This window comes from Psychromonas sp. KJ10-5, from assembly GCF_055808325.1.
On the sequence record NZ_CM147864.1, the window covers coordinates 2881911 to 2895900 of the forward strand.

General features: G+C 38.2%; 15 protein-coding genes. 1 reads left to right on the top strand and 14 read right to left on the bottom strand.

Features of this window, described 5'->3' with window-relative positions; genetic code table 11:
- Window positions 1–474: 474 nt before the first annotated feature.
- A complete protein-coding gene (gene metA / locus AC0L3W_RS12550; RefSeq protein ID WP_409440374.1) occupies window positions 475–1392 on the bottom strand; it encodes a homoserine O-acetyltransferase MetA in 918 nt (305 codons plus the stop codon).
- A gap of 264 nt (window positions 1393–1656) precedes the next feature.
- Here metA and AC0L3W_RS12555 point away from each other — a divergent pair, with 264 nt between their 5' ends.
- Window positions 1657–2142 (top strand): GNAT family N-acetyltransferase, encoded by a 486-nt coding sequence (locus tag AC0L3W_RS12555; protein WP_290040774.1) that lies wholly within the window; start codon window positions 1657–1659, stop codon window positions 2140–2142.
- Between the two features lie 52 nt (window positions 2143–2194).
- Here the strand turns inward: AC0L3W_RS12555 and AC0L3W_RS12560 are convergent, their stop codons facing one another.
- The 13 genes from AC0L3W_RS12560 to gspD form a co-directional block, all read right to left on the bottom strand.
- On the bottom strand, window positions 2195–2875 hold the full coding sequence (locus tag AC0L3W_RS12560) for an SCO family protein (RefSeq protein WP_409440373.1): 681 nt from the start codon (window positions 2873–2875) through the stop codon (window positions 2195–2197).
- A 57-nt stretch (window positions 2876–2932) separates the two neighbouring features.
- Window positions 2933–3559 carry a transcriptional repressor LexA gene (lexA, locus tag AC0L3W_RS12565; protein ID WP_290040777.1) on the bottom strand — a complete coding sequence of 209 codons (627 nt, stop codon included), beginning with the start codon at window positions 3557–3559 and terminating at the stop codon, window positions 2933–2935.
- Between the two features lie 106 nt (window positions 3560–3665).
- The gene (locus AC0L3W_RS12570) at window positions 3666–4415 is read right to left on the bottom strand and encodes a type II secretion system protein N (RefSeq protein WP_290040779.1); all 750 of its coding nucleotides are present in this window, start codon (window positions 4413–4415) and stop codon (window positions 3666–3668) included.
- A gap of 17 nt (window positions 4416–4432) precedes the next feature.
- Window positions 4433–4912: a type II secretion system protein GspM gene (gene gspM / locus AC0L3W_RS12575; RefSeq protein ID WP_409440372.1), complete on the bottom strand. Its 480-nt coding sequence runs from the start codon at window positions 4910–4912 to the stop codon at window positions 4433–4435.
- On the bottom strand, window positions 4912–6111 hold the full coding sequence (gspL, locus tag AC0L3W_RS12580; protein WP_409440371.1) for a type II secretion system protein GspL: 1200 nt from the start codon (window positions 6109–6111) through the stop codon (window positions 4912–4914). The genes gspM and gspL overlap by 1 nt, the downstream gene beginning before the upstream one ends.
- Window positions 6108–7118: a type II secretion system minor pseudopilin GspK gene (gspK, locus tag AC0L3W_RS12585; protein ID WP_290040782.1), complete on the bottom strand. Its 1011-nt coding sequence runs from the start codon at window positions 7116–7118 to the stop codon at window positions 6108–6110. Before gspK ends, gspL begins: the two co-directional genes overlap by 4 nt.
- The gene (gspJ, locus tag AC0L3W_RS12590) at window positions 7118–7756 is read right to left on the bottom strand and encodes a type II secretion system minor pseudopilin GspJ (RefSeq protein ID WP_290040783.1); all 639 of its coding nucleotides are present in this window, start codon (window positions 7754–7756) and stop codon (window positions 7118–7120) included. Before gspJ ends, gspK begins: the two co-directional genes overlap by 1 nt.
- Window positions 7743–8129, bottom strand: coding sequence for a type II secretion system minor pseudopilin GspI (gene gspI, locus AC0L3W_RS12595; RefSeq protein ID WP_290040784.1), 387 nt, complete (start codon window positions 8127–8129; stop codon window positions 7743–7745). The genes gspJ and gspI overlap by 14 nt, the downstream gene beginning before the upstream one ends.
- A gap of 5 nt (window positions 8130–8134) precedes the next feature.
- Window positions 8135–8722 (bottom strand): type II secretion system minor pseudopilin GspH, encoded by a 588-nt coding sequence (gene gspH, locus AC0L3W_RS12600; protein WP_409440370.1) that lies wholly within the window; start codon window positions 8720–8722, stop codon window positions 8135–8137.
- 13 nt (window positions 8723–8735) lie between these two features.
- Entirely contained in the window at window positions 8736–9155 is a 420-nt protein-coding gene (gspG, locus tag AC0L3W_RS12605) for a type II secretion system major pseudopilin GspG (RefSeq protein WP_290040933.1), read from the bottom strand.
- Between the two features lie 51 nt (window positions 9156–9206).
- The gene (gspF, locus tag AC0L3W_RS12610) at window positions 9207–10421 is read right to left on the bottom strand and encodes a type II secretion system inner membrane protein GspF (RefSeq protein ID WP_409440369.1); all 1215 of its coding nucleotides are present in this window, start codon (window positions 10419–10421) and stop codon (window positions 9207–9209) included.
- A gap of 1 nt (window position 10422) precedes the next feature.
- Entirely contained in the window at window positions 10423–11943 is a 1521-nt protein-coding gene (gspE, locus tag AC0L3W_RS12615) for a type II secretion system ATPase GspE (protein ID WP_290040790.1), read from the bottom strand.
- A complete protein-coding gene (gene gspD, locus AC0L3W_RS12620) occupies window positions 11940–13943 on the bottom strand; it encodes a type II secretion system secretin GspD (RefSeq protein WP_409440400.1) in 2004 nt (667 codons plus the stop codon). The genes gspE and gspD overlap by 4 nt, the downstream gene beginning before the upstream one ends.
- Window positions 13944–13990: the final 47 nt, after the last annotated feature.

Below are 13990 nucleotides of genomic sequence, written 5' to 3' on the forward strand. Positions count from 1 at the left end.
CAATGCGCTTAAAAGTTAATGAAGCGCCTAACACTGATACCCGCTTTTAAGTAAACTATAAAAACTAATAATAACCAAACCTCCAGTGTTAATGAGTACAACCGGCATCAATCAAGTCAAATCCAACTTAGTAGCTCTGCGAGCATGTGAGTATTTATATTAATAACTCAATAATAGTTGTCTGTTCATGCACCGGTACGAGTAATAAGAATAAATAGCTGTACCTCCATAATATCTTGATTAATTTATAAAACTTATTTACTAAAAACATTTAGAAAGCCCGTTGTAATAAACAAACCTTCTATATAAAACTATTTTTGCGAACTAATTTTGTAACAACCATTGTTGCTACAGAGTAATTTATCCCTTAATTACCTTACTCATAAATAAGTATAGGAAAGGTTTTCAATTTCGCTAGTTTTTAATAAAAAAATTTAAAAAATTCTCTTTGATGTTAATTTTATAGCACTATCACTAGGTTAAATCAGTAAGATCATAAGGTGTTACCTGATAAACACAATAATTTAACCAATTGCTATATAACAAGTTACCATGACTGCGCCAAATAGCACGAGGAGCTAAACTCGCATCATCCTTAGGATAGTAATTAATTGGTAATTCAGGCTCTAAATCTTCTTCTAAGTCTCTCAAGTACTCGTTATGTAAAGTCGTCGCATCATATTCAGGGTGGCCTGTGATATAGACTTGACGGCAATCCGGACTAGCAGCTAAATACATCCCAGCTTCTTTTTCATCTGCAAATACGGTGAGATCGGTTTTCTCTTGAATTTCGACACTATCAAACTCAGCATAACGTGATAAAGGAGCCCAAAACTCATCATCAAAGCCGCGTACTAAAGGGTGTTGATGGTGATGTGTTTTATGCGGATAAATGCCTGATAACTTATCATCACGTGTTACTTTATCTAGACCATAAAATATTTTTAAAGCTGCTTGTGCTGCCCAACATAAAAACAATGTTGAAGTAACATGATGACGAGACCACTCGACGATTTCAGTGAATTTTTCCCAATAGTAAACATTTTCAAAAGGAATTGTGCCTAGCGGTGCACCAGTGATAATAAAGCCATCCCACTTTTGTTCTTTAATACGTTCAAAGTCACCATAGAACTTATCTAAATGTTTTTGTGGCGTATTACGGCTTGCTCGTGCATCCACACGTAATAACTCAATATCAACTTGCAAAGGAGTATTCGACAGTAAGCGCATCAACTGTGTTTCTGTTTCAATTTTTTTCGGCATTAAATTTAAAATTAATACACGTAGTGGACGGATATTTTGATGACTTGCGCGTGTCTCAGACATCGTAAAGATGTTCTCAGATTTTAAAATGCTCGATGCGGGCAAATCATCTGGAATACGAATTGGCATAATAGCTTCCTCTACAAATAAACGTTTAGATGTCTAGAAGTCTAACACTATAATAAAATTTAGACACCATTAATTCTAATTTCTACTAATCACGTAGAAAGTCTTTCTCTCTTTGGTCATAGAAAACAATAGGTTTAAATAAAAACCAATACCATGCTAAGCAAATCCAGTGAATCAACTCCCTTTATTGAGCGACTATTCTAGTATCTACTTAATGCTTTCGTTAGACTGCTCACATCAATCAATAATATGAAAGGAATGACTATGCTAGAAACTAAAACGCTTATTGCAGATTTAAACAACCCTCAACATGCTAAAGCATACCTTAGTTTGATGTCTCACTATGCTAGCGATCCTATGGGTGGTGGTAAAGATATTAGTGACTATGCTAAACAAAATTTAGTACCTAGCTTAATGAAGCGAACGGATGTGTATATTGTATTGATTTTTGATGGGGATACACCTGCTGCTTTATTAACAGCCATTGAAGGTTTTTCTACTTTTGCTTGTAAACCGTTGTTTAACATACATGATGTAGTAGTTCATTCTGACTACAGAGGCAATGGATTAACTAAGCACTTATTTGAAAGAATTGAAGAGTTAGCTAAATTTCGAGAGTGTTGTAAAATAACGCTAGAGGTATTGAGTGGCAATGAAGTCGCTTGTAAAGCCTATGAAGCATTAGGATTTTCGGATTATCAATTAGACCCAGAATTTGGCAGTGCTTTATTTTGGACAAAGACACTATAAATTTCGATCAGTAACCATTAGTGAATGTTAATGGTTACTGGCTATATAGCAGTTATTTAATCGTTTGATCTTGCTTATAGCTAGCTTGAATGTTTTTAATATCTTCAACCATTAAATCCATATTAACGTGATTAATACCTTGTTCATTACGGGATGCTTTGAAGGTTGCATGAAATTTACCATCTGGATTAATCAGTACTATAGAAGCACTGTGATCTACCAAGTAATATTCTTCTTTTTCACTCTTTTCAACAATACTATAAATCAACCCTAACTGCGTAACAAAAGGCCACAATTGCTTATGTGTACTGGTAACACCAATAAAGTTAGGATTAAAATAACTAACGTAATCAGCTAGTTGCTCTGCTTTATCACGATTAGGATCGACAGATACAAATACAACTTGAGTACGCGTATTTTGATCATTTTGTAAGTTTGGATACACACGATCTAAATCAGCTAAGGTCGAAGGGCAAACATCTGGGCAAAAGGTATAGCCCACAAAAAATAAAGTCCATTTCCCCTTTAAGGATGCATTAGTAAACGCGACTTTACCTGCTTTTTCAAAAGAGAAGTCTGGCAATGCACGGCTAGGTTGATGTATGACTAAAGCTTTATTATGAGTAATAAAAGGTAAACGACTACTGAAGTTTAATGCATTTGCTTGTAGGACACCAAACAACAAACAAAACCCCATCATGATGCACGTTAATACAATAATTAAAGGTTTCATTTATCTCTCTCTATGACTAGATTATATGGTCATTTTTAGTAAAAATGACTGTCCTAATTACATCCAATCTGCAGTTCTAATAACCCCTACAGCGATACCTTCGATATCAAATGATTGATACTCTAAGTCCACTTTAATCGGATCAAACAAGTTATTTTCTGCTTTTAAAGTCACTTGTTTTCCATCACGATAAAAACGTTTTACGGTGACATCTTCTTCAACACGAGCAACAACCACTTGGCCATTATTAATATTTTGCGTTTTATGCACCGCTAATAAATCGCCATCCATAATACCAATATCTTTCATGCTTTCGCCTTGCACGCGCAATAAAAAATCGGCGGCGGGGTGAAACAAAGTAGGGTCAACGTCGTAATGCGTTTCAACATGCTCTTGCGCCAAAATAGGCTCACCAGCTGCTACTTTACCAATTAATGGTAAACCTTCTACTGCGACTTCGTTATCTTTGTGTTCCGTCACAACTCGAATACCACGCGAAGTGCCTGATAGAATTTCTATTGCACCTTTACGTGCCAATGCTTTTAAATGCTCTTCAGCTGCATTCGCACTTTTAAAACCAAGAATCTTTGCCAGTTCCACGCGCGTTGGTGGCATACCTGTCTTCGCTATTTGATCTTTAATTACATCTAAAACTTCGCCTTGGCGTTTAGTTAGCTCTTTCATTAGGATCTCCACGCATTAATAAACTGTAAACATACACAGTGTATATTCATACATGGTTAAATACCAGTTAAGACGTTATTTTTATTCAATAACCTGTGTTAAGGCTTTATAGCTGACCACTGAAAGTCACTGTGGTTGCTCCGCTGGTATTTTTAGGCCCTATCCAATTTAATGATTTAGCCACTGAAGGTGCTAACTTATCAGTACCTTCAATCTCACCGTTTAGTTTATACACCCCGCCCTCACTTAAAGTGATATCTAGCGCGGTTGTTAACTCATCTGATTTTTGACTGACAAAGGCAGTAATGTCGCCATCATCACAACCCAATTCAACAGTTGGAGAGTCAAGATTTACTCTGCCTAACTGGCTATTCACAACAGCATTTTGCCACAAGACATTTCCTTGCAATTGCTGACAATAAGGCTGACCTTGCACAAATTCTTTGATCACGGCGGAAAATTGACCTTCAATTTTAACCGGTAGACGCATTGGAATAAACGTAAGTAATTCTCTAGAGCTTAAATCTAAAATAACATTTGTCGCTTTAATTCCTGCTGAACCATAACTGACAAAACCTTTACCAGACATCGCGTCAGATCCATTATAAAACGAGACATCGCCAGCTAGATTTAACGTGAATAAGTCCATTAAGCTAACGTCCCATTTTACGTTCTCAAAACTCAATTTGCGATTCACTTCTATTTGTTTTGCTTGCCCTTGCCAAATAGTTCCGCTGGCATTTTGGATTTTAATACCATTTAACGGTAACCAATCCACCACCACTGCCGCGGGTAATTTGACTATTAGGGTCATGAGATAAACCAAGACGACCAAGATTGCAATTTTAACTTTCATTGAATGCCTTTAATATATTAATAACTTAATGTTAAACGATTAACTTTCACCAAACCTTGCACTTTATCTTGGCTTAAATCTGCACTGTTAATTTTAACTTGGTGTTGATTTTGTAAGCTGGTTATCCAATCGATGAACTGGTTAAATTCAATTTGATTTATCCATACATCTACTGTGTCATTACGACTTTGAATACGCGTTATATTGATTTGATTACGCTTAGCACTACTATTAACAAGTTGTGACAGTGTTTGTCTTTTAGCAGCATCTTTATTTACAACACCCGCACTAATGACTTTATTCGCATTCACTTTTACCCATTCCAGGCTTTGTTGTGCGTTCTTAAGTTGCGTTTCACTGGCCGCTAAATTATTAGCTAAGGGTTGCCATACAATGAAGTAGATAAAAGCAATAAATAAAATAACCATAGAAACAAAGGTAAGTTGCTGTTCTCTTTGGCTAATGCTTTCCCACCAACCTTTAATTTGTTCCAACATTATTTAACCCTCACAGTCACGGTACCCGCAATACGATCGGCATTATTGCCTAATGTGCCCTGTTCAAAAGCGTAACGTGTTGGTACTTTTGCAGCGAATTGTTCAAAAGCTTCGAAACTGTCGGCACTGATAGTTAAACTCAGCTCTTGATTTCGACTCACGTATTTTAGATTGGAGATTTCAATACTAGGCACCGCTTTTAATGCAGGTAATAATTCATTTAAAATAATCAGTAGTCCAGTCTCTTCTTTATCTACATCCGTGCTAGCCAATAACGTTTTTAAACGTTTTTTAATACGACTATATCGAAGGCGACCTTGATCTGGAAAAGCCTCTTGATAGACATCTTCTACTTGTGATTTTACGATTGAAATCTGTTTTTCAGTCTGCTCTATTTTCACAAATAAATTAATCACTAACACTGCAAACAAGATACCAGCAGCCATTGCCACACCTTTCCATTTATGTAGTTGTAAATGGCTTTCTTTTTGTATCGCAAACTCACCTGTTAATAAGTTGAGGCTATTATGGATAGAGCCTTCAGTTAATAACTGCATTGGTAAAACAGGTGTTGCAGCTATCCACTGTCCAACAGGAATATCAGGTAAGGGACTGTAGCTTTGAATCACTTGCTGAGTATTTTGCTGTAACCGTAACGCTAATACATCACCCAGCATTTCATCTTCACAACTCCAAGCTTGGAAATCGCCTTCACGAATCAACCATTGCTTACCCTGTTGCAAAGCTTGCCATTGTGTTTCGTCAGCTGTTGGTAAGGCTAATGCCTCAGGAATCATACGCTGACAAAATATTTCAGCTGCTTCTAACCAATCCAACCAAAGTTGTAATTTTGTTTTAAAACAGATTGCGACTTCTATTTGATCAACTTTTTTAGATAGCACAGAAAAATGCAATTTATCCACATCACTAGCCAGTTCGTCTTCCAGCATATAAGGTAAAGCTTGCTGCATTTGTCGTGTAAAGCCACCTTTAATGGTTACAGACTTTAAGGTAATGTCCACACTAGGTGCTAAACAGATAACTTTACGTGTTTGTGCTTTTTCAGTTAATAGCGTTAAGGCTTCTGCATTATCTAATTCACCAGAAGCAATAATCTCTTGTTCTTTCTCAGACCATATTAACCAATGAATTGTCTGATTTGCTTCACTTGCTAGGCGAATAATTAATTGTTCACTCACTGAGCCTCTCCAGTACCTACCAGCTCATCCACTCCCGCATATTGGAAGCGAACTTCGGTGGCTTCTTCACTCTCTACATTAAATAATAGCTTCAATACTATTACACGTTGATCAAATTCAGCTGCACCATAAAATTGAAAATAATCACTTGTTACACTTAATTGTGCTTCTTCTTCATCAGAAATAGATTGCCCATCCAATAGGTCTTCCGATAAAAATTCTTCTACCGACTCCCATCCGCTAGTGGGTCTATCATCAATCAACTCTTCAAAATCTTCGACAGTAAAATCTAGGTCTTCTGAAAACAATGAATATAATAAAGCAGCTTTATCCATCCTAACTGTATTTACATTAATCAACTGTTCAGAAGTAGGTAAAGCACACAGATAATCTTTAATATTATCGTAAATCTCAGCCGTTACTCCTTGTACCGAACGCAACTCTGAAATATCCACCATGAGGTTGTTGGCTGTTAAATGAGGCACTTGTAAAGATTCATAATAACGATCTTCAGCCCCTTCAGATTCATCGGCAGTATCATCACTATCAACCCAATCTCGCGCTGACTCAACAATCGTATCAGCGGTGCCTTCTTCGACATCTAACTCTTCTAATAAGCGTTTTAATTGGCTAACCGCTAATGGTTCGTCGTCTTCATCATCGTCTTCTTGAGTCGCCAATGCATTGATATTAAAACAACTTCTAAAATCAACCATATTGCCAGTGATTTGCCCCTCGTCGACCGGAAACACTAAATCCGGTGTAGCCCATGTTTGATCTAAACTAACTATTTCACTGTCTTCAAAATCATCTTCTAAAATCATTCGGCTGAATTCAACCGTTGCTTGCCCGTACCAATAGATTTTTTCTGAGTAGTTAACTCCCTCAGTACGCAATAAGCTTGAGGTCATTCTTCCTGTCATTGTTGAGGCTACCGTGACCATAATAGCTAAAATCATCAAGACGGTAATTAATGCAATGCCCCGCTGCTTATGTGGCTTTAACATCAATCTCCTACCTCACTAGCCGCTAACACAAACACACGTCTTAATTCACCGTAGTGCTTGCTGTTAATAGTAATTTCAATACCGGTTGGTAATGCCGAAGTCGATGACCAAGAGGTAACCCAAGTGTCATCCCAAAATCTGAAGGATAACCCTTCTATATCGTGCAAAATTACTTGCTGTTCAGGCTCTGCTCCAGAAATAGTATCTGGATGTAAATAATATAAGCGCTGTAACTGACCATCTTGTACACGATAACCGACACGCAATACATTAGAGCGTGGTAATAGGTTAAGTGGATTAAACCAGCCTAAGCGATTAAATTCGATCCCTTCATATTCTGAATCTAAAACGTCATCACCAGCGTACAGCACTTGTAAGTCTTCATCATCAGTGCCTTCGATACGCGAGGTTCTTGCAACCATTTGTACAAAATCCCGCTCTATCAGTAACATACCTCGCTGGATCTCTTTTAAATTTTGATCATGCTCTCGACTAATTTCACCGCTGCGTAATACACCTTGTAAAATCTGATAAGCAGCAAAACTGAGCATGGCAAAAATGGCAATGGCGACTAGAATTTCAACTAATGTAAAACCTTGGCTCTTTGCGATACCGCGACCTTGTTTATTGCGCAACATAAGTCCTTATATATCCAAGAGCTTGACCATCTTTTGTATCACTAACTTCTACATCCAATGCTCTAAAACTGTTATTACTCGTTTTCACGCCTTTGTAACGTAAATACCATGTGACACCTGCAAATTCGATCTCTTCTTCTTCCCAGTTCAAACCTGGCCATTCTTCTTCTATTTTTAATTCAGCAAGGCGATTGCTGGCAACCCAAGTCGCAAAGGTCTTTTGTTGTAAATAATCTTGATTGCGCAATGACTCGGATGCTGCTTGCATGACCGCTAACCCTGCAGTAGCTAGAATAACTAACGCTAACATCACTTCCAGCAGTGTCATTCCAGCTTGACCTTGATTAGTTTTTTTAAGGTTAGACTTGATCACTGCCATTACTCTTTTATCACTTCAATAACGCCAGTCATGGACACTTTAACGGTAACATCATGACTATTATCACCAGTATTGAAGAAGATATAACTAAAAGGCGTCACTTCTCCACTTGCCATGATGTAAATCACAGGTTGAAGTACACTTTGCTCTTCTTCGCCAATATTTACTCGATCTGAGTCACTTAAAAATGAATCATCGGTTGCACTATTTTGTACCGCTTCCAATTCCCCCCAAACACTACCTGATAGATCATATTCAGCGAGCATATCATCAGGAAAAGTCACATCACCATGAATACGATCATCAACAATCGGTATCCATTGTTTATTCATGGCATCATAAGAAGTAAAGGTATAACCCTGTTCATTAAACTGAATCCCAAACTCTGTATTTAGAATTAATGCTTGATCTTGAGCGAGCTGCAATAATGTACTAAACCGCTGAGCATGCCACTCAGTACCTTCTGTAGTAGTTCCGCTACTTGGTAACGTCATGACCACGCCAACAGAAATCATGCCTAATAATAACAATACCAGCATGACCTCTAATAGCGTGAAGCCTCTATTAATATGTCGCAGCATGCGCATTTAACAGCTGATACTATTTATCAAGTAAATTCCAGTTACCGATATCATCATCAGTGCCTTCTTCGCCATCTAAACCAACAGATAAAATATCGATTTTACCGTTTTCACCAGGACTGTTTAGCACATAATCATTGCCCCAAGGGTCTTGAGGGAGACGCTTAATATAGCCATCTTCACGATAATTACGTGGCGTTGGTGAAATACTTGGCTCAGAAACTAATGCTTCTAAACCTTGGTCAGTTGTTGGGTAAACACTATTATCTAACTTATACATATCTAAAGCGTTTTCCAAAGCAACAATATCCGATTTCACTTTTTGTATATCTGCTTTATCTTTATTGCCGATTAAATTTGGTACGACCATTGCTGCAAGTACACCTAAGATCACGATAACCACCATGATCTCTAATAGAGTAAAACCTTTTTGTTGCATAGTTGATTTTTTCACTTTTTCGTCCTTTTAATTTTCTAAGAAATGGCTCAGCTAACCTGATACCAAATTATTAAGTGCTAATATAGGCTGTAAAATTGCAGCAACAATAAAGAGCACTACACCCGCCATAGAAATAACCAGTGCAGGTTCAAACAAACCTAATGCTAATGCCACTTGTGCCGAGAATTGTTTATCTTGATTATCTGCTGAACGTTCTAACATATTACCTAACTCACCACTGCGCTCACCACTGGCAATCATATGTAACATCATAGGAGGAAAGAGTTTAGTACTCGCTAATGCACGCCCCAAACTTGTCCCTTCTCTTACTCGTTCAGCTGCCTCCCCTACTTTTAAACGAATATATTGATTAGTTAATACATTACCAGCAATGCTCATCGCTTCAAGTAATGGCACCGCACTACTATTTAAGATGCTTAATGTTCTGGCAAAACGTGCGGTATTAAGTTCATTTACCACTTTACCAACCACAGGGAAATTAAGTAAAGCGTGATCAAATCGTAATTGATTTTTAGCTTTGCGTAAGTATTGTTTAAACAATAAGAAAACAATAATGCACGCTCCAACAAAATATAAGCCATAAGCACTTAACGCATCACTGGTAGCAATTAAAAATTTAGTCGAAGCCGGTAGGTCTGCCCCCATGTGCTGGAATTGCCCAACAACTTGTGGCACAACAGAGGTTAATAGGATAGCCACTACAGAAATAGCAACAAGCGTTAATACAATTGGATAAATCAACGCCTGCATCATTTTGCTTTTCATCTCTTGGCGTTGTTCCTCGTAGTCAGCTAATCTATCTAATACTTTTTCTAAGTGCCCAGATTTCTCACCTGCCGCAACCATTGCACAAAATAAGTTATCAAAGATCATTGGGTAATTACGCATGCTATCAGCTAAGCTATAACCTTCAATAACCCCACCTCGAACTGCCGAAATCATATCTTTAATTTTTGGTTTATCACACTGATCTGCTACTGCTTGTAGTGATTCTTCGATTGGGATAGAGGAAGCAACTAAAGTAGAAAGCTGTCGTGTAATCAATGCGAGGTCAGTGGTGTTTATTTTAGTTTGAATAAAACTTTTACCGGCTTTTTTACGCTTTGCTGCCACGGCTTCTACTTCAAGCGGCATCATGCCTGCATTGCGTAATTGCTGACGTAAAATACGTGCAGAATCAGCTTCTTGCGTGCCTTTTTTCTGTTTACCTTTTGCGTCTATCGCTTTATAAGAAAAAGTAGCCACACTAGTCCTCTCTTGTTACACGTAAAATCTCTTCTAACGTGGTCAATCCAGCTAAAACTTTCTGGATACCATCATCACGAATACTGTCAGATGTTTTACGAATTTCACGTTCGATAGCTTGCTCTCCAGCTCCCGTATGGACTAATTCACGAACAACTTCATTAACTACTAATAATTCATGAATACCAGTACGTCCACGATATCCTGTGTGGTTACATTGCACACAACCGTCTGGGCGGTAAATAATTGCTTGTTCATCTTCAGCTTTACCTAAAATGACTTTTTCAGAGGCTGTCGCTGGATGAGCTATTTTACAATGAGGACATAAACGACGTACTAAACGCTGCGCAAGCACACCTAAAATACTTGATGATAAAAGGAAAGGTTCAACACCCATATCATGTAAACGTGTCACTGCACCTACCGCCGTATTAGTATGTAAAGTAGACAATACTAAGTGACCGGTTAAACTGGCTTGAACGGCTATTTCAGCGGTTTCTAAATCACGAATTTCACCAATCATCACCACATCAGGATCTTGACGTAAAATTGCACGTAAACCACGAGCAAAGGTCATATCTACTTTAGTGTTAACTTGAGTTTGGCCAATGCCGTCGATAGCATATTCGATAGGATCTTCTACCGTTAAGATATTTCTATCTCTCGAATTAATCTCCAACAACCCAGCATAAAGCGTAGTACTTTTACCAGAACCAGTCGGTCCTGTTACCAAAATAATACCATGTGGCTTGTGGATTAAGGCTTGTAATAATTTATGATTGGTAGGGGTCATCCCTAAGGTAGACAAATCCAGTTTCACTGCATTTTTATCTAATAAACGTAATACCACACGTTCACCATGACTGGCTGGCATGGTCGATACACGTACATCGACAGCACGACCACCGATACGCAATGAAATACGGCCATCTTGTGGAATTCGTTTTTCTGCAATATCCAATTTAGCCATCACTTTAATACGTGATACTAATAACGCCGCTAACTTGCGTTGTGGTTTAAGTATTTCACGTAAAACACCATCTATACGGAAACGGATAACCAATGTTTGCTCAAAAGTTTCAATATGAATATCCGATGCTTCTTCTTTAATCGCTTCACCTAACATGGCGTTAATCAACTTAATGATCGGCGCATCATCTTCGGCTTCTAATAAATCATCATCGGCAGGTAATTCTTCAGCGAGTGTGAAGAAATCGTCAGCACCGAGATCTTCCATCAATTGTTGCGCTTCCAATGAAGAAGATTGGTAAGCACGTGCAACTAACCTATCAAAGGTTTCATTATCCACTTGCAGCGTATTAAACGGATGTCCAATAACTCGTCTTGCTTCCACTAATAACTCAACTGAGGGCACCTGTTTAAAGCACAAGGTACTCTTTGGGCCATCATGAGACATAACTAGTTCATGCTTCTTAGAGAAAGTAAACGGCAGCTGTCCCGAAGGGGTAAACTCTACAACCTCCGGTTCCAGTAAATTATCAACGTCACTTACATTGCTCATATTGCTTTGTCCGCTTTTTCTGAATCAATTTCGTAATTACTTTCACGATCTGACTTTAAAAAAGTTCTTGGATCAATTTCAACGGACTCACCCCAATGCGGTAATAGCGGCACATCAGTTTCAGGCATTAACGCAACGCCATCAACACCTTGACTCAACTGTATTTGACGCATTAGACCATATTTACGTTGGCTTAACTGCATCATGGTCTCATCGTCACGAATAATCGTTGCACGTAAGAACACCATTAGGTTACGTTTTTCAGTACTACTTTGGGTAGAACGGAACAACACACCTAGGTATGGAATATCACCTAACCACGGCACTTTATCGACAGTTTCATTAACTTCTTCATCGATTAAACCACCAATAACAATAGTTTCACCTGATTTAGCTAAAACCGTCGTTTTCACTGAACGCGTCGCAAAGACCACATCCACCGATGTTTGACCTTGAATACTTGAAACTTCTTGCTCAATCACCATTTGTACAGAGTCACCTTCATTAATTTGAGGCGTCACTTTCAACTTAATGCCAACCTCTTTACGCTCAATGGTTTGGAATGGATTGTCGTTATCACTACTTGATGTTGAGCCAGTTAATACCGGTACTTCGTCACCAACGATAAAGCTTGCTTCTTGATTATCAAGCGTTGTAATGCTCGGTGTTGCTAAAATATTAGAGGTACTTGTTGAACTTAATGCCTGAATAATTACAGCCCAATCACTATTAACATAACCGGCTACACCACCTGAAATTGAAGATAATGCAGAAGCTAAGTCTTCATAATCATCTTCATCATTATCGATAGCATAAACACCCGTAGCTAAGTCCGTTAATGATGCGCCATTATCGTTAAACTGCGTACCTAAACCGTTGGTGGTTCCCCACTGAACGTTTAAACGAACACCATCACCTTCAGATACTTCGACAATAATTGCCTCAACTAATACTTGCGCACGACGAATATCAAGTTGGTGAATGATGCTACTCAATGAGGACATCAAGGCAGGTTGTGCAGAGATGATGATCGAATTGGTTGGCTCATGAGCTTGAATATTTAAGTTAGAATCGTTATTACCACTACTAGATTTTTTACCAGACGTATCTTCAAGGCCTTTACTAACGCCCGTTAGAACTTGTGCGACCTCTTTTGCATCTGCGTATTTAAGGTAAAAAACACGTGTATTGCCGTTATTTTTAAGTTCGCTATCTAATGATTTAATCAGCTTAATCACACGGCTACGCGTACTTGGTTCACCACTGACAATCACTGAGTTAGTTCTTTCATCAGCGACTAAACGCGGTTTAAGTACACTGGTTGAACTACTTTTAGAGCTCGTTGATGTTTCTTGAATAGAGTTGATCATATTCACCATATCTAAAGCACTGGCAAATTGTAATTTAACAATATCAACTTCTTGGTCGCCGGCTTTATCAACACGATGAATAATTTTCACCAAACGATTTACGACAGCCGCACGGCCTGTAATCATAATGACATTTGATGGGTCATAATGCACAACGTTACCGCCACCAGCACTATCATTTAGCTGACGTAATAAAGGAGCAAGTTCTCTAACAGATACGTTAATCACAGGTACAACACGTGTCACCATCTCATCGCCTTTGTATTCCGTATCATCGTCGATAACAGGAATAGCAGCGACCTTTGCATCTTTAGATTTGATGACTTTAATGATGCCATTGTCCATTTCAACAATCGCAAATCCATACACTTCTAGTACATTTAAGAAGAACTGGTAATATTGACTTTCATTAAGTAGGTCGTAACTACGTACATTAATTTTTCCACGTACTGATGGGTCTAATATGATGGTTTTTTGTAAGTTTTTACCAACAATATTAATAAACTCATTCAAATCAGCGTTTTTAAAACTAGCAGAATACTCAGCGGCTTCTACTACAGCAGACTGTGAAAACAAAACAAAAACACTAGCCCCCAAAAAGCTAACCAGTCTTTTCTTTATTCCTAACATCATTACAACCTCATTGCTTGCTACTTCTGCTTATAATCTAACTATTA

Excerpts from the sequence above, each read along its gene's own strand:
- gspE (WP_290040790.1), bottom strand. The coding sequence starts at position 11,943 with ATGAGCAATGTAAGTGACGTTGATAATTTACTGGAACCGGAGGTTGTA.
- gspD (WP_409440400.1), bottom strand. The coding sequence starts at position 13,943 with ATGTTAGGAATAAAGAAAAGACTGGTTAGCTTTTTGGGGGCTAGTGTT.
- gspH (WP_409440370.1), bottom strand. The coding sequence starts at position 8,722 with ATGCGCATGCTGCGACATATTAATAGAGGCTTCACGCTATTAGAGGTC.
- gspM (WP_409440372.1), bottom strand. The coding sequence starts at position 4,912 with ATGTTGGAACAAATTAAAGGTTGGTGGGAAAGCATTAGCCAAAGAGAA.
- AC0L3W_RS12560 (WP_409440373.1), bottom strand. The coding sequence starts at position 2,875 with ATGAAACCTTTAATTATTGTATTAACGTGCATCATGATGGGGTTTTGT.
- metA (WP_409440374.1), bottom strand. The coding sequence starts at position 1,392 with ATGCCAATTCGTATTCCAGATGATTTGCCCGCATCGAGCATTTTAAAA.
- gspG (WP_290040933.1), bottom strand. The coding sequence starts at position 9,155 with ATGCAACAAAAAGGTTTTACTCTATTAGAGATCATGGTGGTTATCGTG.
- gspK (WP_290040782.1), bottom strand. The coding sequence starts at position 7,118 with ATGTTAAAGCCACATAAGCAGCGGGGCATTGCATTAATTACCGTCTTG.
- gspJ (WP_290040783.1), bottom strand. The coding sequence starts at position 7,756 with ATGTTGCGCAATAAACAAGGTCGCGGTATCGCAAAGAGCCAAGGTTTT.
- AC0L3W_RS12555 (WP_290040774.1), top strand. The coding sequence starts at position 1,657 with ATGCTAGAAACTAAAACGCTTATTGCAGATTTAAACAACCCTCAACAT.
- AC0L3W_RS12570 (WP_290040779.1), bottom strand. The coding sequence starts at position 4,415 with ATGAAAGTTAAAATTGCAATCTTGGTCGTCTTGGTTTATCTCATGACC.
- lexA (WP_290040777.1), bottom strand. The coding sequence starts at position 3,559 with ATGAAAGAGCTAACTAAACGCCAAGGCGAAGTTTTAGATGTAATTAAA.